At 59.6% G+C, this 18,882-nt stretch carries 19 protein-coding genes; 12 read left to right on the top strand and 7 right to left on the bottom strand.

The window, feature by feature from the left end:
* The 4 genes from AC5S3R_RS10715 to AC5S3R_RS10700 form a co-directional block, all read left to right on the top strand.
* Positions 1 to 1,143 (top strand): sensor histidine kinase (locus tag AC5S3R_RS10715; RefSeq protein ID WP_494267031.1); only part of this gene is annotated, 1,143 nt, incomplete at its 5' end.
* Positions 1,140 to 1,922: a response regulator transcription factor gene (locus AC5S3R_RS10710; protein WP_494267030.1), complete on the top strand. Its 783-nt coding sequence runs from the start codon at positions 1,140 to 1,142 to the stop codon at positions 1,920 to 1,922. The genes AC5S3R_RS10715 and AC5S3R_RS10710, both read left to right, overlap by 4 nt.
* Before the next feature lie 177 nt (positions 1,923 to 2,099).
* Positions 2,100 to 4,736 carry an AMP-binding protein gene (locus tag AC5S3R_RS10705; RefSeq protein ID WP_494267029.1) on the top strand — a complete coding sequence of 879 codons (2,637 nt, stop codon included), beginning with the start codon at positions 2,100 to 2,102 and terminating at the stop codon, positions 4,734 to 4,736.
* A 25-nt stretch (positions 4,737 to 4,761) separates the two neighbouring features.
* Positions 4,762 to 5,115 carry a TfoX/Sxy family protein gene (locus AC5S3R_RS10700; protein ID WP_494267028.1) on the top strand — a complete coding sequence of 118 codons (354 nt, stop codon included), beginning with the start codon at positions 4,762 to 4,764 and terminating at the stop codon, positions 5,113 to 5,115.
* On the opposite strand, the gene AC5S3R_RS10695 is transcribed toward AC5S3R_RS10700, so the two are convergent.
* From AC5S3R_RS10695 to AC5S3R_RS10675, 5 genes are read right to left on the bottom strand one after another with little or no spacing between them, the layout of a single operon-like run.
* Positions 5,099 to 6,001: a CheR family methyltransferase gene (locus AC5S3R_RS10695; RefSeq protein WP_494267027.1), complete on the bottom strand. Its 903-nt coding sequence runs from the start codon at positions 5,999 to 6,001 to the stop codon at positions 5,099 to 5,101. The genes AC5S3R_RS10700 and AC5S3R_RS10695 overlap by 17 nt on opposite strands.
* Positions 5,985 to 7,127: a protein-glutamate methylesterase/protein-glutamine glutaminase gene (locus AC5S3R_RS10690; RefSeq protein ID WP_494267026.1), complete on the bottom strand. Its 1,143-nt coding sequence runs from the start codon at positions 7,125 to 7,127 to the stop codon at positions 5,985 to 5,987. The genes AC5S3R_RS10695 and AC5S3R_RS10690 overlap by 17 nt, the downstream gene beginning before the upstream one ends.
* A gap of 1 nt (position 7,128) precedes the next feature.
* Positions 7,129 to 7,497, bottom strand: a complete 369-nt coding sequence (locus tag AC5S3R_RS10685) for a response regulator (RefSeq protein ID WP_494267025.1) — start codon at positions 7,495 to 7,497, stop codon at positions 7,129 to 7,131.
* A 23-nt stretch (positions 7,498 to 7,520) separates the two neighbouring features.
* Positions 7,521 to 7,994, bottom strand: coding sequence for a chemotaxis protein CheW (locus tag AC5S3R_RS10680; protein ID WP_494267024.1), 474 nt, complete (start codon positions 7,992 to 7,994; stop codon positions 7,521 to 7,523).
* Positions 7,991 to 10,255 (bottom strand): chemotaxis protein CheW, encoded by a 2,265-nt coding sequence (locus AC5S3R_RS10675; RefSeq protein WP_494267023.1) that lies wholly within the window; start codon positions 10,253 to 10,255, stop codon positions 7,991 to 7,993. Before AC5S3R_RS10675 ends, AC5S3R_RS10680 begins: the two co-directional genes overlap by 4 nt.
* A 186-nt stretch (positions 10,256 to 10,441) precedes the next feature.
* On the opposite strand from AC5S3R_RS10675, the gene cdd reads away from it, so the two are divergent.
* From cdd to AC5S3R_RS10655, 4 genes are all read left to right on the top strand, one after another.
* Positions 10,442 to 10,870 (top strand): cytidine deaminase, encoded by a 429-nt coding sequence (cdd, locus tag AC5S3R_RS10670; protein ID WP_494267022.1) that lies wholly within the window; start codon positions 10,442 to 10,444, stop codon positions 10,868 to 10,870.
* A 13-nt stretch (positions 10,871 to 10,883) separates the two neighbouring features.
* Positions 10,884 to 12,284, top strand: coding sequence for a thymidine phosphorylase (locus AC5S3R_RS10665; RefSeq protein ID WP_494267021.1), 1,401 nt, complete (start codon positions 10,884 to 10,886; stop codon positions 12,282 to 12,284).
* A gap of 154 nt (positions 12,285 to 12,438) precedes the next feature.
* Positions 12,439 to 13,692, top strand: coding sequence for a NupC/NupG family nucleoside CNT transporter (locus tag AC5S3R_RS10660; protein WP_494267020.1), 1,254 nt, complete (start codon positions 12,439 to 12,441; stop codon positions 13,690 to 13,692).
* A gap of 4 nt (positions 13,693 to 13,696) precedes the next feature.
* Entirely contained in the window at positions 13,697 to 14,122 is a 426-nt protein-coding gene (locus AC5S3R_RS10655) for a hypothetical protein (protein WP_494267019.1), read from the top strand.
* A gap of 35 nt (positions 14,123 to 14,157) precedes the next feature.
* Here the strand turns inward: AC5S3R_RS10655 and AC5S3R_RS10650 are convergent, their stop codons facing one another.
* The gene (locus tag AC5S3R_RS10650) at positions 14,158 to 14,427 is read right to left on the bottom strand and encodes a DUF2277 domain-containing protein (RefSeq protein WP_494267018.1); all 270 of its coding nucleotides are present in this window, start codon (positions 14,425 to 14,427) and stop codon (positions 14,158 to 14,160) included.
* Positions 14,428 to 14,430: 3 nt separating this feature from the next.
* Positions 14,431 to 14,718, bottom strand: a complete 288-nt coding sequence (locus tag AC5S3R_RS10645; RefSeq protein ID WP_494267017.1) for a PQ-loop domain-containing transporter — start codon at positions 14,716 to 14,718, stop codon at positions 14,431 to 14,433.
* A 115-nt stretch (positions 14,719 to 14,833) separates the two neighbouring features.
* Between AC5S3R_RS10645 and AC5S3R_RS10640 the strand changes: the two genes are divergently transcribed.
* The 4 genes from AC5S3R_RS10640 to AC5S3R_RS10625 all read left to right on the top strand — a co-directional run bounded on the left by AC5S3R_RS10640 (position 14,834) and on the right by AC5S3R_RS10625 (position 18,824).
* Positions 14,834 to 15,715 carry a purine-nucleoside phosphorylase gene (locus tag AC5S3R_RS10640; protein WP_494267016.1) on the top strand — a complete coding sequence of 294 codons (882 nt, stop codon included), beginning with the start codon at positions 14,834 to 14,836 and terminating at the stop codon, positions 15,713 to 15,715.
* Between the two features lie 2 nt (positions 15,716 to 15,717).
* Complete coding sequence (locus AC5S3R_RS10635) at positions 15,718 to 16,341, top strand: uridine kinase family protein (protein ID WP_494267015.1); 624 nt, start codon at positions 15,718 to 15,720, stop codon at positions 16,339 to 16,341.
* Positions 16,342 to 16,453: 112 nt separating this feature from the next.
* On the top strand, positions 16,454 to 16,957 hold the full coding sequence (locus tag AC5S3R_RS10630; protein ID WP_494267014.1) for a DUF2062 domain-containing protein: 504 nt from the start codon (positions 16,454 to 16,456) through the stop codon (positions 16,955 to 16,957).
* A 109-nt stretch (positions 16,958 to 17,066) separates the two neighbouring features.
* Complete coding sequence (locus AC5S3R_RS10625; RefSeq protein ID WP_494267013.1) at positions 17,067 to 18,824, top strand: DUF885 domain-containing protein; 1,758 nt, start codon at positions 17,067 to 17,069, stop codon at positions 18,822 to 18,824.
* The last annotated feature ends 58 nt before the right edge of the window (positions 18,825 to 18,882 follow it).

Genomic DNA, 18,882 nt, shown 5'->3' with positions numbered 1-18,882 from the left:
AACTCCGCCGAACAGGAGATGCGCAACCTCTACACGCTCACGCGATGTACGTTGCATATTGACCTGCATGAGGAGCCGGGACCGAAGCTCGTCGAGCTGATTCACGAAATCTTTGCGCCGGAAGCAGTCGCCATCTTTGACCGCGACCTGCACGCCGTTTACAAAGCGGGCGAGTGGGGCATTGATCCCAGCGAGCTGGCGCAGAACGTCTACCTCTTTGAAACCACCTCGGACGACCCCACAACCGGCATCAGCCGCCGCGTGCTGCATCTTGGCTCGGTTCCCGTAGGTAGTCTCGTCATGCGTGGCGAAATCAGCGCCATGACAGGCGACGCCATCGCCGACCTGGTGGCAATCACCTTTGACCGCTACCGCGCCACGGCCAATGAAAGCCGCATCGAAGCCGAGCGCGAAGCCGAGCGCATGCGCACCGCTGTGCTCGACGGCCTCGCCCATGCTTACAAAACGCCGCTCACGGCAATCCGTGCGGCAGCCAGCGGCCTGCAGGAGATGCGTCAGCTCTCCCCCGGCCAGTCTGAGCTCGTCGCTCTCATAGATGAGCAGGCGCAACGCCTCAGTGAACTGACTACCCGCCTGCTGCGCACCGCCCGGCTGGCCGAGAGCGACGACAGAAAGCTGGCCTACGAGCTGCAGGTAGCCTCGGTTCCTGTAGCCGCGCTGATGGAAGAAGCATGGTCGCTGCTCGGAGAGCGCACTGCCGATGCACAGCTTCAAATTCCGAAAGAAGAGATTCCGGTCCTCTGCGACCGCCAGCTGGTTTCGCTCATGCTCACGCAATACGTTGAAAACGCTTGCAAGTATTCCGATGTCGGCACGCCCATTGTCATGCGCGCCGAGCAGGTAGGAGAGGAAGTGATTTTCTCCGTGCAGAACTTTGGCCCTGTCATTCCGCAGGCAGACCGCGAGCGCGTCTTCGATCGCTTCTTCCGGTCGGCGTCTGGCGTGGCCATGGCCGGAGGCACAGGCATCGGGCTTTCCGTAGCCAAGCGCGCCGCACTGGCACATGGCGGCTCCGTCTGGGTAGCCAGCGGAGAGCGAGAAGGCACCACGTTTTTTGCAGCAATCCCTTTGATTCCCCAAAACGAAAGAGATGTACTACACGAGAGGAGTAGGGCTCTATGACACAGACGCAGGCAGCACTGCGCGTTTTGATTGTGGATGATGAACCGGCAATCCGGCGGGCGCTCCGTCCCTCGCTGGCCGAGCTGGGCTTTGAGGTGGCCGAAGCTTCACGTGGCGAAATCGCGCTGGAAATGCTGCGCGCCGAGCCGTATGACGTAGTGTTGCTTGACGTAAACATGCCCGGAATCGGCGGTCTGGAGACGCTGCGGCGTATTCGCGCAGCCTCTCCGCGCTTGCCCGTGCTCATGCTCACCGTGCGCGACACCGAGGACGAAAAAGTTCACGCCCTCGAAGCCGGCGCGGACGACTACGTGACCAAGCCCTTCAGCGTGCGTGAGCTCGTGGCCCGCATGAAGGCCACCGTACGTCGCGTGCACCAGCCGCAGCGCCCCGACGACGCTCCCATTGAGATTGGCAATATCCGCCTCAATCCGCCGCGCCGCCTTGTCACCAAGCGCGGCCAGCCCATTCACCTCACCCGCAAGGAATTCGACATTCTCCACTGCCTCATGAGCCGCGCAGGTCGCGTTGTTACCTATGCACGCTTGCTGACCGCCGTATGGGGCGCGGACTGCCGCGAAGAAGTCGAGTATCTGCGCACCTTTGTTCGCCAGCTTCGCAAAAAGCTGGAAGACGACCCCGCGCACCCGCTCTACCTGCTCACGGACATCTACGTGGGCTATCGCTTCGCCGACCAGCAGATGCTCGAAGAAGCACAGGCAGCGCGTGAATCCGGCATAACCGACACCCTCGCGCAGGAAATCGGCGCAGGCGACTAGTCCGCACCAAAGCCCCGTACCCCATCCTTCTGCGTTTTTTGCAGAAGGGCGGGAAACCCATACCGTGGGTGCCCAGGTCCTTGCAGTTGGGGACCTGGGATATCCATACCGCCAGCTCTCCCGCCTCCCGTCCTCCCACAACCAGGGCTTCACACGCTACCATGATGCAGCGAAGCTATGCGCGAGCATCTGGGTACACTTGTTGACGATTTTCTCCGTTATGCGCACGAGACAGCCGTGGTGCGCATGGAAGGCAACCGCCGTCGCGCCACAACCTACGGCGAGATTGCGCATCTTGCCCGGCGCTTTGCCGCGTTGCTGGCAGCGCAGGACGTGCGCCCCGGCGACCGCGTTCTTCTCTGGGGAGAAAACTCCGCCGAATGGATCGCAGCCATGCACGGCTGCATCCTGCGTGGCGTTCTGGCCGTTCCCCTCGACGCCTACGGCAGCGCGGACTTCGCCACCCGCGTAGCCGCAGACGTACAGCCCAAACTAGCCGTCGGCGACGCCGCGCTGCTCAAGCAGCTCCCCACCACATTCCCGCACATCGTCTTCGACAACTGGCTAACCATGATGCCAGGCAACGAGCTTGGCGCTATCGAAAGCCTGAGCCGCGAAACCCCGCTGCAAATCCTCTTTACCTCCGGCACTACCGGCGAGCCCAAGGGCGTAGTTCTCACGCACGGCAACGTGCTCGCAAGCGTAGGCCCCATTGAAGACGCCGCGCAAAAATATCTCCGCTACGAAAAATACGTGCATCCAGTGCGCTTCCTTCACACGCTGCCGCTGAGCCACGTCTTCGGCCAGACCATGGGCCTCTGGATTCCCCCCATCTTCCGCACCGAAGTGCATTTTGAAAGCCGCCTCGTCGCCCAGCGCCTCATCGAAACCATCCAGCGCGAGCGCATATCTGTCCTCGCCGCCGTCCCCCGCGTCTTTGCACTGCTCAAAACTCATCTTGAAGCCACCATCCCAGACCTCACCGACCGCTTAGCGCAGGCAAAAGGCAAATCCGCAGGCAAGCTAGGCTGGAAAAAATGGATGTGGTTCCGCGACGTGCATCGCACCGTGGGCTTCAAGTTTTGGGCGCTCATCTCCGGCGGCGGTGCGCTCGCTCCCGCTGTCGAAGAGTTCTGGAACGCTCTCGGCTTCGTCGTCGTGCAGGGCTACGGCATGACCGAGACCACTGCGCTCATCACGCTCAATCATCCCTTCCACGTCGCAAAGGGAACCATCGGCAAGCCGCTCCCCGGTCGCGAAGTCAAAATCGGTGCAGACGGAGAAGTCCTCGTCAAAGGCCCCATGATTTCGACAGCCACATGGTCCGGCGGCCAGCTTCGCCAGCGCGAAAGCGAGTGGCTCGCAACCGGAGACCTCGCCGAAACCCAACAAACCGGCGAACTGAAATTCCTTGGCCGCAAAAGCGAAGTCATCGTCACCGCATCCGGCGTCAACATTCATCCGGAAGACCTCGAAGCCGTCATCGAAGAACAACTCGGCGTAGCATCCTGTGCAGTCGTCGCGCTGGAAACGCAGCAAGGCCCCGAGCCATGCGCAGTCCTCGCCATGCGCGGCGCGGCAGAGGGAGCAGCGGACGTAATCGCACAAGCCAACACCAGGTTAGCCGACTTCCAGCGCATACGCCGCTGGCTGCTATGGCCCGAGCCTGACCTGCCGCGTACCTCCACCGGAAAAGTTCGCCGCAAAGCCGTAGCCGAATGGGTTCATGGCGTGGAAGCAGCACGCCTCGGCATACGCCCGGATGTAGCCTTCGCCGCCACATCGGACTGGCTTCTGCAACTCATCGTGCATATCACCGGAGAAACGCCGCACACTGCCGGCGATGAACTACGCCTTGACGAAGACCTGCATCTCGACAGCCTGGGCCGCGTGCAACTCGCCGCGGCAATCGAGCAGAAACTAGGCATGTCGCCGGAAAGCGGCCTGCTGGAAGATGTGCAAACACTAGGCGACCTGCGCGCACTGGTAGGCGGCGGCTCTGCAAGCGACGCAGCCCCACTCCCAACGGAATTCGCCGCCAATATACAAACCGCAACGGCCACAGCTCCCGCAGCAGTCGAGCCAAAATCGCGAACCTACATCTATCCGCATTGGCCATGGTCGCGGCCAGTGCGCGTGGTGCGCGCCTTCTTTCAGGAGACGATTGCAAGGCCGCTAACATGGCTGCTCGGTGCGCCCAAAGTCACCATGCCGCACAATCTGGAGTTGCTCGCCGCCCACTCCGGCCCCATGCTGATTATCGCCAACCACGTCAGCACCTACGACGGCCCCCTCGTGCAATACGCGCTCCCTGGCAAGCTCAGCCGCCACATGGCCTCGGCCATGTCCGGCGAAATGCTCGACGACTATCGCAACTGGCGCAACCCAAATCGCGGCCCGCGCTATCAGCAGTTCACGCCCTTCGGCCCGCTGGCATGGTTCCTGCTCACCGCGCTCTACAACGTCTTCCCGTTGCCGCGCTCGCGTGACTTCCAGCGCAGCTTCGCGCACGCTGGCGAAGCGCTAGACCGTGGCTACAGCGTGCTCGTCTTTCCGGAAGGCACGCGCTCGGCAACAGGCACGCTTGCCCCATTCCGTCAGGGGATCGGCCTGCTCGCGAAGCAATCGAATGTCCCCGTACTTCCCGTAGCATTGCGCGGAATAGGCGAGCTAAAGCAGCAGGGAAGAGGTTGGTTCCGCTCCGGCAAGATTGAAGTCCGAGTAGGAGAGCCAATAACCTTCGCGCACGACGCAACTGAAGTGCAGATAACCGAACGTCTGCATGAAGCAGTCAAGCAACTGCTCGAATCGTAATGCAACACGCGAGGAGAACAAGCCAATGCCACGCGACAAGGGCCTCGAAACCATCATCAATGACGATCTCGACGGCATCTCCGGCATAAGCGGCAAAGCAATGTTCGGCGGCTGGGCATGGCTGCTCGATGGCAAACTGCTGCTCGGCGCGCGTAACGTCGGCATGCTTGCCCGCATCGGCGAAGCCAACGAAGCATGGGCGCTCAAGCTGCCCGGAGTTATCCCCATGAAGATGCGTGAAAAACGTATGCGCGGCTGGGTTCGCGCCACCATCGACGCTTGTGGAGACGACGCACTGCGCCGCAAGCTGATTGCTTCTGCAATCGAGTTCGTACAATCGCTCCCTGAAAAACAGCCCAAAGCTATGCGCTCTGCTTAGGCGTATAGTGGCAAGTCCCGCCCGTAAGAATCGGATTCCACAACGACATATCCGAAGGCTGTTCGCTCGACCCAAGAAAAAGCACGCCATCCGGAGCCAGCAAGCGATGCGCCTCGGCAAGCACTTTGCGCCGCGTCTCATGCGAAAAATAAAGCATCACGTTACGCAAAAAGATAATATCGAATTTTTCAAGGAAGGGAAGCGGCAGCCTGCAGAGATTCGCCCTGCGAAAGCTGCACATCTGCCGCAGTTCAGGCTTCACAATCCACTCCTCTCCCGCGTGGTCAAAAAACTGAACAAGGCTCCGCGCAGGCAGGCCGCGGTTAATCTCAATGCGCTGATAGCGTCCCGCCGCAGCCCGTGCCACCACCTCCGCGGTAAAGTCCGTTCCTTCAATGCGAATATCCCACATGCCAAGGTGCGCAAAGTGCTCGCGCAGCAGCATGGCAATCGAATAAGCCTCCTGCCCCGTAGAGCACGCAGCCGACCAGAAGCGCAGTCGGCGCGTCTTCTGCCGCTTCTCAATCAAGGAGGGCAACAACTGCGTGCGCATCAGTTCAAAGGGGCGCCCATCGCGAAAGAAGCTGGTCTCATTGATGGTCATGGCCTCAGCTACGGCATGCTCAAGCGAGGCATCTTTGTGCGCACGCAGCTTCTCGACAAGCTCTCGAATGCTGCGCATGCCGTAATTGCGCAATAGCCGTGCCAGCCGCGTCTCAAAAAGATAATCGCGTGAGGGGTCGAGAACATTATGCGAAAGCGATTGCACCATCTCGCGCAGATAGTCGAAATCAGCAGAACGCTGCAAGTCATGACCGGGGCCCGATTGCGCACTGGGCGGAAAAGATGCGTTGGTAACGGATTCCACGCTATACCGCCTTTTCATGAAGTGGCTGAGCTTCTGTATAGGAAGTCTGTGTGATGCGCAAAATCTCATGCGCAAGCATAGGAAGCGGCAAAACTGCATGCGCAAGCCCTGCATGAACAACCGAGCCCGGCATGCCCCATACAGCACTGGTAGCTTCATCCTGCGCAAGGATGGTTGCGCCAAGTTGATGCAGCATGCGGCATCCGGCCAGCCCGTCGTAGCCCATGCCGGTCAGCATCACGGCCAGCGTGGATGCCCCATAAATCTGTGCAACCGAGCGAAACAAAACATCCACCGCGGGCCTGCAATGATTTTCCTGCGGCTCCTGCGTAAGATGCAGCGCCGGAGGTGTCCCATGCGCCGCCCCATGCAGCAGCCGCATATGCCAGTTGCCCCGCGCAATGTAGACGTTGCCTGCTGTCACAGGCAAGCCCTCTTCCGCTTCGCAAACATGCAGCGGACAGCGCGTGTTAAGCCGCTCCGCAAGCTGGCGCGTAAATATCTCCGGCATGTGCTGCACAATCAGCACAGGCAATCGAAACGAAGCAGGCAGCGCAGGCAGCAGAATGTCGAGCGCCGCTGGCCCTCCCGTAGAAACACCAATTGCCAGCACCGCCGGCGCAGTCCGCCGCGCAATAGGGCGTGCAGGAACCATGCCAGATTGGACCACTTGCTTGTAAGGCAAGCGCTCTAACCTGGCAGCAAAATTGGCACTACGCCGTGCCGTCAACGCACGAATCTTCGGAATCAGTTCCCGCGTAAGCGCCAGTGTAGCGGCTTCGCGATTCTCCTGCCCTGCAGGCTTGGCAACATAATCCGATGCACCCGCCGCAAGCGCTTCAATCGTCACCGTAGCGCCGCGCTGCGTCAGCGCGCTGCACATAATGATAGGCAGCTTCGGTGCGCGCTCACGCATTGCCTTCAACGTGGCAAGCCCATCCATCACGGGCATCTCCACATCCAGCAGCACAATATCCGGCTTCAGCATGCCAAGCGCATTCAACGCAGAACGTCCATCAGACGCGGTTCCGGCTACTTCCAAGGCAGGCTCTTTGGAAACAACAAAGCGCAGCAAGCTGCGCATCACCGCCGAGTCATCCACAATAAGGACACGTGTGCGCAGCACTCCAGGAGGCCCAGGCATCTTACGCCTCCACCAGGCCCAGCATCGCGAGCTTATCGGTTAGCGCCTCTTCTTCAAATGGCTTCATCAGGTACTCATCCGCACCTGCTTCCAGTGCGCGCAGAATGTGGTCGTTCTCATCTTCCGTGGTCACCATCAGCACCTTCACGGAAGTGAAGCCCTCAGCGCGCATGCGCTTCAGCATGTCGAGTCCCGTCATGCCCGGCATATTCCAGTCAAGCAGCGCAAAATCAAACGGCGCGGAGTTGCGCAATGCCTCAAGCCCCTGCATGCCATCGGCAGCCTCGGCACATTCAATTCCGCGCAGCGCGAGCAGGCCGCGCAGGTGCATGCGAATAAAGCGGGAATCATCAACGATAAGCGCTCGCATAAACTCTCCAGGCCCCTCGTGCTCTAGTTGACCTTCGCAAGTTCAAGCGGGTCGATGCACTCGCGATTCAATATCACCATCAGCTTGTCCTTCAGCTTGTACGCACCCGCAAACAGCTCCTTCGAGCGCTCATGCACCGTAGACGGATTCTGTTCAAAGCATTCCTGCTCCACGGTAAGCACCTCGCGCACGGAATCCACAAGCAGGCCAAAACATCCGTTCGCGCCCTCGACTACCAGCAGGTCCGGCATCTTGCCTTCCAGCGGCGGCATATCAAGCAGCTTGCGTGCGCTGACAGCCGTCAACACATCCCCGCGATAATGTACCAGCCCGCCAACAAAGGACGGTGCAAGCGGCACATTCTCCGGCCTGGCTCCGCCAACAATTTCAAGAATGTGAGAGATGGGTAATCCAAAAAGCCCATCTCCAAGGTGAAAGGAGCAGACCTCCGCTGTTTGCGAGGCCGCGGCGTGTTTCTGCGATGCCTGTGTGCTCATCCTGCGCTCTCCACAAATGCCGGGCTATACGATTCCCACGATTCCGTGGCCTGCTGCATCTCAAGCGGAGCCACACTGCCAAGGTCCACAATGTTCGTCACGCGGTCTTTGAGCAGCGTGACGCCTGGCGCAGCCTGTGCCGCTCCGGACTCAAACAACTCGCTGCCCGCCGCAACATCCAGAACATTGCTAACAGCCACTCCCACCTGCCGATTGCCATCGCGGCAGACAACAATGATGAGCTGCATCTCACCATGCGCCTGCTGCAAAATACCGCCCGCATCTTCTACAGGCAGAAGCTGTCCGTCAAAGTTGAGCACCGGGCGCATGCCCATGTACTCAATGCGAGAGAAGGGCACCTGCTCAATCCGCAACACATCCGAGAGCTGCACCGCAGCGCGCCGCTGCATCACTTCCACAAGTAGATACTCTGTGCCGTGATCCTCTTCCTGCGCAGCTTCTTCAAGCTGCATCTCTGCCTCTTCCGTGCTCATGCTCACGCCAGCCTTAGCAGCAATCGCGCCTGGATCAAGAATCAGCGCGAGGTCGCCATTGCCCAGCACCGTAGCACCGGAGTAAAGCCCAATATCCTTCAGCACCGCGCTCAACGGTTTCACAACAATCTCTTCCGGGTCGGCAAGGCTATCGATGATGAGTCCATACCTGCGCCCATCCACATCAAGAACGGCAATGAAGACATCGCGCCCTTCAAGCCCGCGCCCTCCCTTACCTTTCGTCAGCATGCGGTCAAGAAAAACAAGCGGCAACAACTGCCCGCGCAAACGATAGAGCGGCGCATTATCCATCCACTCAATCGAGCCAGCAACGTTCTCAGCCGAAACATGCACAAGCTCCGAGAGCGCGCCCTGCGGCACCGCAAAGCTCTGCTCAAGCGAGCGCACAATCAGGGCGGGAATAATCGCCAGCGTCAATGGAATACGCAGCCGCAGCGTGGTGCCTTTGCCCATGCGCGACTCAATCTCCACCTTGCCGCCAATCTTTTCCACGTTGGTCTTCACTACATCCATACCAACGCCGCGCCCGCTCACACTGGTCACAGCAGCGGCAGTAGAAAACCCCGGCAGAAAGATAAGGTTCAGCAGTTCGCGCTCCGGCAGATGCGCAGAAGCTTCTGCCGTAATAAGCCCGCGTTCAATTGCCTTGTTGCGAACCTTCTCCGGTGAAATCCCCGCGCCATCATCGGAGACCTCAATCACCACATGGCTGCCTTCCTGCGCCGCGCGCAGCTTCAGCGTGCCTTCCGCATGCTTCCCGGCAGCCATGCGCTTCTCTGGCGGCTCAATGCCGTGGTCGAGAGAATTACGCACCGCATGCGTGAGCGGGTCCTTGATAGCTTCCAGCAAGCTCTTATCAAGCTCCGTATCCTGCCCTTCCATCTCCAACCGAACCTTGCGGCCGAGCTGCTGCGAAAGGTCGCGCACAATGCGCGGCATCTTGGAAAAGATATTGGAAACCGGCTGCATGCGCGCCTTCATTACGGACTCGCGCAAATCCGCCGTTACCATATCCAGCCGCCGTGAAAGCAGCGTCATCTTTGGGTCGGCTGCGGTAGCCTGCAGAACCTGGTTGCGTGTCAGCACCAACTCGCCCACAAGGTTCATCATCTGGTTCAACAGCGCCACATCCACACGCAACGTGCTTTCCGCAGCGGAGTTCGCGTTTGCATTTGCAGTCTGTGCCGGTTGCGCGGAAGCCGCGACTGGGGCGGGTTTCGCCGCTTCAGTCACAGCAACCTTCGTCAGTTGCGGCAGTTGCTTGACCGCAGAGGCCTCCGCCTGTTTCTTGGCCTGCTCAATTGCAAGCAGCAGCGGATTCATCACCTGTGAAGAAGCAAGCCCCGCCGTTGACGCATCCAGAGCAGCCGCCGGCTTTTGCAACTCATCGAGCCGGGCAATCAGTTCGCCGTCACTGTCCTCGCCTTCGCCGTCTGTCTCTTCCACAATGCGAAGAATCGAGCGCAGCCCATCCAGCAGTTGCAGCAACCCGGTAACAATGTGCGGCTCAGCGGTCAGCTTGCCATCGCGCAAAAGCCCAAGCAGGTTTTCGCCCGAGTGCGCCAGCTTCTCCAGCCGCTTGAACCCAAGGAATCCCGTAGTGCCTTTAATGGTATGCACCGAGCGGAAGATCTCAGACAACAGTTCTTTATCGTCCGGTCGGCCTTCAAGGTCGGTCAGGCACCGCTCCATGCGGTCCAGCCCTTCCTGGCTTTCAATTAGAAACTCCCTCGTCAACTCATCCATGGGTTCACTCGTTCAGGCAGGCGTAGTGTTGAGACTCAATACCGTTTATCGGAGGGATACCCGCCAACTTGAGCGAAAACAGAGCAGCATGCGCGGAAAACAGGTACGCGCGAGTTTGTGAACAGGTAATTAGAAGTTGCACCGTCGCAGAATGAGTCACGCCAACTGTGCTAGCCTCAAATTCTCATGCAGAGCGTGGAGAACAATTCGGTCAACGAAGCAGAGTTGGACCTGCTGGTCAAAGCAGCGCGCCGCGTAGCGAAGCATTCTTATTCGCCCTACTCGCATTTCCGTGTAGGCGCGGCAATCAGGCTGGACAACGGCTCCATCGTTACAGGCACCAACGTAGAGAACGTAAGCTACGGCCTCACAATGTGCGCCGAGCGCTCCGCACTGGTGCGTGCCATCGCGGAGTTCGGTCCCACAATTCGCATCCATGCAGTTGCCGTAGCGAACCTCAACGAAGCCGCCAGCCCACCCTGCGGTGCATGTCGCCAGATGCTCGCCGAGTTTGCAGATCCGGACGCTCCGGTCATCTTCCCCTCTTCAGAAGGCACGCGAACCATGAGCTTTGCCGAGCTGCTTCCATGCTGCTTCGAGATGAAACTGAAGTGAGGCGCAACCTTTTATGAGCAGCAATGCGGAAACACCACTTCACGCGGTAGATATCATCCGCAAAAAACGCGACGGCCTCACGCTCACCGAACGCGAGATAGCATTCCTCGTCAAAGGTGCGGCAGATGAGTCAATCCCCTCAGACCAGTTAGCCGCATGGCTCATGGCCGCATGGCTCAAGGGCCTCGCGCTTGATGAAGTACGCGCCTTAACGCTGGCTATGCGCGACTCTGGCGAAAAATTCAACCCCAGGCCACTTGGCGTTGCAGCAGTAGACAAGCACTCCACCGGCGGCGTAGGCGACAAGACAAGCTTCCTCGTCGCACCCATCGCCGCAGCCTGCGGCGTCATCGTTCCCATGATTAGCGGTAGAGCGCTCGGCCACACCGGCGGAACTCTGGACAAATTGGAATCCATCCCCGGCTATCGCACCGCTCTCTCGCTGGAAGAGTTTGAAGCTGTGCTGCGCAAGTGCGGCGCATCCATCGTCAGCCAGACGCCAAAGCTGGTCCCCGCCGACCGCATCCTCTACGCATTGCGCGACCGCACGGCAACAGTAGAAAACGCCGGCCTTATCTGCGCATCCATCCTCAGCAAAAAACTCGCAGCCGGTCTTGATGCGCTAGTGCTCGATGTAAAAACCGGCTCCGGCGCATTCCTCCGCAAGCGAGAAGACGAAGAGTTCCTCGCCGCACTGATGGTTGCCACAGCGGAAGCCGCAGGCACCCGCACAGTAGCCTTGCTCACTGACATGGACCAGCCGCTGGGTCGCACCGCAGGCAACTGGATTGAGCTAATCGAGTGCATGCAGTTGCTGCGCGGCGAACGCCCCACCGCAAGCGAAGACCTGCGAGAGCTTTCCCTCATCCTCGCCGGATGGATGATTCACCTCGGCGGCAAAGCCAACACAGCAGAGAGCGGTTACAAACTAGCAGAGCAAGCACTCAGCAACGGCTCCGCACAAAAAATCTTCCTGCAAATGGTCGAAGCGCAAGGCGGCGACATCCGCCTCTTCGACAACATGGAAGCCGCGCACAAGCCCGCCGCAACACGCGAGCTGACAGCATGGCAGAGCGGCTACATCGCATCCATGGACACCACGCAGATTGGCTGGGCCGTGCAGCGCACCGGCGCAGGCCGCGAGAAAGCCGGTGAGCCCGTAGACCCGCACGCAGGCATCGTTTTCCACGCCCGCCGCGGCGCGCGGGTGGAAAAAGGCCAGCCCATCGCCACCTTCTACGGCACCAGTCAGGCACATATCGACGAAGCCATCGCGCTCTACCAATCTGCTATCCACATTGCCCAGCAGCCCAATCACGACGCAGGCCAGTTAGTCAGCCACACCTTCACCGCAGAAAAAGCAGGAGAATATCTAGCCAAGTTTGCTAAGGTAAATCAGAAAGGCAGGGACTAAGGGACATAGGGACTAGGGACTAGTCAGTGTGTCCAAAGCCGCAAGCTGCTTTCCGTTCCGCGATAACGCTCTGCGCAATTTGATGTTCCTAGCAAGCAGTTTTTCTAGTCCCTAGTCCCTATGTCCCTTAGTCCCTAGCTCCGAAGGAGCCCTCTTGGACAGATTTACAGGCTTGTTGGGCATTGCAGCCGTCCTGCTGGCGGCGTGGCTTGGTTCTACCAATCGCAGCAAAATCCGCTGGCGCACCGTTGCGTGGGGCCTCGGCCTGCAGGTGCTCTTCGCCTTCTTCGTGCTCAAGTTCACCTTCGGCCAGGAGTTCATGACCTGGGCCGGCGGCGTAGTCAACAGCATGCTGTCCGCCACCTACGCCGGCACCAACGTTCTCTTTGGGGAGTTCGGCAAGCCCGGCGCCGGAGCCGTCGGCAAACTCATCGCGCCCGCATCCGGCTCTGTCTTCGCCTTCCAGGTCCTGCCCACCATCATCTTCATCTCCGCGTTCTTTGCGGTCATGTACCACATCGGCCTCATGCAGTTCATCATCCGTGCCCTTGCATGGATCATGCTCAAAACCATGCGCATCTCCGGCGCGGAAAGCATGAACGTCGCGGCCTCCATCTTCATGGGCCAGACCGAAGCCCCGCTTACCATCCGCCCGTTTCTCTCGAAGGCCACACGCTCCGAGCTAATGACCATCATGACCAGCGGCATGGCGCACGTCTCCGGCGGCATCATGGCCATGTATATCTCGCAGGGCGTCGAAGCACGCCACCTGCTGTCCGCCGTCATCATGACCTCGCCCGGAACCATCCTCATGGCCAAGATGCTCGTGCCCGAAACGGAAACGCCAGCGACAGAAGGCAAAGTCGTCATCCCCAAAGACGAGCAGCACAAGGAAGAAAACCTCATCGGAGCCATCGCCCGCGGCACCATCGACGGCGGCAAGCTGGCCATGAACGTGGCCATCATGCTCATCAGCTTCCTTGCATTAGTCGCATTGCTCGATATGTTCCTCGGCTGGATTCACATGCACCTCGGCTGGTTCCCATCGAGCCTCGGCCAAATCCTCGGCTTCGTCTTCGCGCCCGTAGCATGGCTCATCGGCGTTCCGTGGCACGACTGCCTCGCCATCGGCGACCTGCTGGGCACGCGCATGGCGCTCAATGAAGTCATCGCCTACATCCAACTCGGTGGGTTGAAGTCCACGCTCTCCCCGCGAGCCTTCACCATCGCCACCTTTGCCCTCTGCGGCTTTGCGAATCTTGGCTCGATCGGAATGCAAATCGGCGGCATCGGCGCATTGGTCCCCGAGCGCCGCAACGATCTGGCGAAGCTAGGCATCCGCGCCATGCTGGCCGGAACCATGGCCAACCTCATCTCCGCATCAATTGCAGGAATGTTTTTGGGATAGGAAAATGGCATCAAAAAGTCAGATGACCGGCATGGTCGGCGTGTATTTAGTTGCGGCTGAGTTGTCGAAGCGAAATTGGATTGTGTCTGTTACTTCACGTGGCGCTGCGGGAGCAGATTTACTTGTTACCGATCACCAGTGCAAAACGACGTGGTCGGTTCAGGTAAAAACAAATGCTGGAAATGCAAATTTTTGGTTGTTAAGCCCAAATGCAAAGACAATGGGCGATGAGTCTCACATGTATGTTTTCGTCAATCTAGGCGACCCTCAAAAGAAGAGGTTAGACGAGTTCATTGTGGTTCCAAGTGGCCATGTGAAGGAGAAGATGACTATAGAGACAAGCAAGACGGGTTCAATTTGGTATTCATTTGCGCGAAAGTCTAGAAAAACCGAAGACGCAGGTTGGGATCAGTTCAAGACGCAAGACTAATTGTTTAGCACTGGAGCCGGAGATGGACCGCTCGTTTAACCCCCAAACCGAGCCGCACCACGCGCCTTAGCCTTCGCCGCTTCCTCTTCGCGATTGCGATGCGGAGCCACAGTCTCCAGCGATCCAAGCAACCGCGCAGAAGCCGCGGCAACCTCATCCACAGCCGCATCAAAAGCCGCTTCATTTGCCTTGGAAGGCTTCACAAACCCGCTAATCTTCCGCACATACTGCAGGGAAGCCGCATGAATCTCCGCCTCGGTAACCGGCGGATCGAAGTTGAAAAGCATCTTGATATTCCGGCACATGCCTCACGCCCTCCCTTCGCGCTGCAGCCGCTTCATGCGGTAAAACGCCGTCAGCAGCGTAACCGTCCCGCAGCTCAGCAAGCTCGCCGTCATGCCTAAAATGAGCGACCAGTCATGCTGAAACACCCCATGCACAATCCCGATAACCTGCAGCACGCTGAACCCGCCAAAGGTAATCAGCGACACGCCCTCATCCGTCTTCTTCCGCCACACGGCAATCACCTGCGGCACAAACAGCAGCGCATTGCAAACCAGCCCCAGCCCAAAGATAACGGCGACAATCTCTTTCATCAGCAAACTCCACAAGAGTGTTGTCCCAAGTGTATCGCTCGCTGGCTTGCCGACCCGCTGGCCTGCTGACTTGCTCACACATCCGTTCACTCCCTTGTAAAATAGCCCAAAGGCGATGAGTTACTACGACCAGGTTCAAGAAGCCGCAAAATTTCTCCAGTCCCGGCTCGGCTCTCTCCAGCCGCAAATCGGAATCGTGCTCGGTTCCGGCCTCGGCGCCGTCGCCGACGCAGTAGAGAACCCCATCTTCGTTCCCTACGCCGAAATCCCGCACTTCCCGCAATCCACAGTGGAAGGCCACACCGGCCGCATCGTCGCTGGCACGCTCAATGGTACGCCCGCCCTTGTCATGCAGGGCCGTGTGCATTTCTACGAAGGCTACATGCCGCAACAGGTAACATTCCCCATGCGCGTTCTCGGCCTCTCCGGCATCCGCGCCGTGGTGCTCACCAACGCCGCAGGCGGCATAGCCCCCGGCCTCCACATCGGCCAGCTAGTCGCCCTCAGCGACCACATCAACGCACTCGGCTTCAACCCACTCATCGGCCCCAACGAACCCCGCTTCGCCACCCGGCCCGGCACCGGCCTCCGCTTCTTCGACATGACGGAAACGTACTCCAAGCCTCTCCGCGCCCTAGCGCAACAGGCCGCAAGCGAAGAAAACTGGCAATTGGACGAAGGCGTCTATCTCGCCACCCCCGGCCCCAGCTTTGAGACCCCCGCTGAAATCCGCGCCTTCCGCACCATGGGAGCCACGCTCGTCGGCATGTCCACCGTGCCGGAAACCATCGTCGCCCGTCACATGGGCATAGAAGTCCTCGGCATCTCCTGCGTCACCAACCTTGCCGCCGGCCTCAGCGAAACCCAGCTCAGCCACGAAGAGGTCTTTGAAGCAGGTCGCAAAGTCGAGCACACGCTGGCTGCACTACTCAAGCGCCTTATTCCAAGAATTGCCGAGCGCATCGCCAACCACCTCACCACAGGAGCACAATCCTGAACGTGAGCCATACCGCAAAAACAGTAGTCCTGGGGATAGCAGGCTGTTCCGGCTCCGGCAAAACCACCCTCGCCCGCGAACTCGCCCGCGCCTTCAACGGCATCCATTTCCCGCTCGACAGCTACTACCTCGACCTCTCCCACATGCCACCCGCCGAGCGCGCTCTCCAGAACTTCGACGACCCCGCCATCATCGAAAGCCCGCTCCTCGCGCAGCATGTCGCCGCGCTCTCCCGCGGCGAAGCCATCGACCGCCCCATCTACGACTTCGCAACCCACACCCGCGTCTCCGGCCAGACCGAGCGCATCGGCCCTACAAAGCTGTTGCTCGTCGAAGGCCTCTTCGCCCTCGTCTATCCTGATTTGCTCCCGCTCTATCAGCTCCGTGTCTACGTCGAAACCCGCGATGAAGTCTGCTTCGAGCGCCGTCTCCGCCGCGACATCATCGAGCGTGGCCGCACCGAGGAATCCGTGCGCCATCAGTACGCCGAAACTGTGCGCCCCGCCTGCATCGAACACGTCCGCCCCTCTTCCATCCACGCCGACCTCAAGCTCGACGGCTCCGAAGACCTCGACTTCAAAGTCGAACAGGTCGTCTCTGAACTGCGCCGCCGCAGCCTCTTATAACTCCTCCCCTGTCCAAAACAAGCACAAAGATTCCCAACTTGATTCCAGTCACGAAAGATTCACTGCATCCTGAAGCGTAATTCACTGCATCAACACTACTGTGGGAGTAGCGATGCGGAATTTCCTTCCCAACTGGAAAGCACTTCAAGCCCCAAAGGCCGTGCGGCAAGCCCTGCAGCAGGGAATTGCCCCCCGCCGCCTCGCCTTCGCGCTTGCACTGGGCTTCGTGCTCGGCTGCATTCCAGTCATCGGAATCCCCACCGCCCTCTGCGCCATGGCCGCTGTCCTCTTCCGGCTCAACCTCCCGGCAATTCAAGCCGCCAACTACCTCGCCATGCCGCTGCAGGTAGCGCTCATCGTGCCTTTTCTACGCCTCGGCGGCTGGATATCTCCCTTCGCCGCACGCAGCGCCGTCGATATCCGCATGCTCACTCACTCGCCCATCGAGCTTATCCGCCACTCCTCCGTGCGCTTGCTTGAGCAGATGGGCATGATGGCCGGTCAGGCACTTCTCGGCTGGCTCATGATTGCTGTCCCTCTCGTGCTGCTGCTCACCGCCATGCTCACGGTGCTTCTGCGCCGCGTCCCCGCCCTCGCACAAGCCGACCAGGTATAACCGTCCGGCTCCCCAAACTCTGCCACACATTTAAGCGAAGCGTAAGCTCAGGATGCGCCGCGTCAAATTTTTGCGGATAAAGTTAAAAACCTCTGCTACGCTTGTCCGCATGAATCCTAAACTGCTTGCTGTCTCCGCCCTGTTCCTGGCCGCAGTGTCGCAAGTCGCTCTCACCCAGACGTCCAGCTCTGTAGCCTCACGCCTGGCCGCTCAAAACGCCCTCTTCGACGAATCATGGCAGACAAGCCTCAAGATGAATCCCACCATGGCAACCTCCGTCGGCGATTACCGCTATAACGACCAGCTTGGCGACTATTCGCTCGCCGCCCCCGCCGCCCGCCACAAACTCGACGTAGCCGACCTCGCCCGCATCAAGGCCATCGACCCCACTGGCTTTCCCGAGCAAGACCTCATCTCCCACGACCTCTTTCTCCGCGAGCTACAACAGCGCGTCGAAGACTACGATCTGAAAGAGTACGAGATGCAGGGTGGCATCCACACCCGCCTCGCCGACCTGCCGCTCTCCATGCCCTTCGATTCCGTCAAGCACTACGAGGACTACATCGCCCGCTTGCACCAAATCCCCAAGGCCTTTCAGCAGACCGAAGAAGTGCTCAGCGCCGGCGTCAAAGACCACCTCGTCCCCGTCCGCTTCCTCGCGGAAAAAATCCCCGTGCAGGCCGAAGGCGTCATCGCCGCCAACCCTTACATCCTGCCTCTCAAAAAATTCCCCGCCAGCTTCTCCGATGCCGATAAAAAGCGCCTTACGGATGAAATCACCAACACGGTGAACAAGGAAGTCTTCCCGGCATATAAACAGTTCGCCGAATTCATCCGCACCAAGTACATCCCCAACTGCCGCACCACGCTCTCCGTCAACTCGCTCGGCGGCGGCAAACGCCGTTATCAGGCCGCCCTGCGCCGCTTCACCACCACCGACCTCACCGCCGAGCAGATTCACAACATCGGCCTCAAGGAAGTCGCTCGCATCACCGGCGAGATGACTGCTCTCGCGAAGGCCAACGGCTACGCTGACCTAGAAAGCTTCCGCGACCACGTTGAGAATGACCCCAAGTACCGCCCCGCCAACGCAGAAGAAATCGTAGAAGACTTCCGCAAGTACATCGCAGCCATGGAGCCGCGCCTGCCCGAGCTCTTCAACCTGCTCCCCAAAACAGCCGTAACCGTCGAGCCGATTCCGCCTTTCCAGGCCGCCGCAGCCACCCACTATCAGGGCGGAACTCCCGACGGCAAGCGCCCTGGCCGCGTCTCCGTCGCTGTCTCTGACCCCACACACCGCAGCTTCATCAACGATGAAGCCGTCGCCTATCACGAAGGCGTCCCCGGCCATCACCTGCAAATCACCATCCAGCAATCACTGACCGGCCTGCCCGAATTCCGCAAGCACGGCGGCAACTCCGCCTATACCGAGGGCTGGGGACTCTACGCCGAAGAGCTAGGTAAGGAAATCGGCTTCTACAAAGACCCCGGCTCCGATTACGGCCGCCTGCGCTCCGAGCTCTTCCGCGCCGTGCGCCTCGTCGTCGATACCGGCATTCACGACATGGGCTGGAGCCGCGACCAGGTCGTCGATTACATGCGCAAATCCCATTCCATCGACGAGCCAACCATTCAATCCGAGACCGACCGCTACATCGGCGGCCCCGGTCAAGCCTGCAGCTACAAGCTGGGCCAGCTCAAAATCCGCGAGCTGCGCGAACGCGCCAAAGAGAAGCTAGGCGTAAAGTTCGACCTCAAAACCTTCCATGACGAAATTCTTTCCGGCGGCGCGCTCCCGCTCGACATCCTCGACGCCCGTGTAAACCGCTGGATTCAGGCCCAACTATCAACATCAGCCGGCGAGTAAGCTCGCTGACATAGCAATGTTTTTCTGAAGTGGAAGCCAAACAGAAAAGGCGGGAGCA

This window comes from Occallatibacter sp. FHG110214_02, from assembly GCF_059115385.1.
This window is presented reverse-complemented; position numbering and strand designations above follow the sequence as displayed.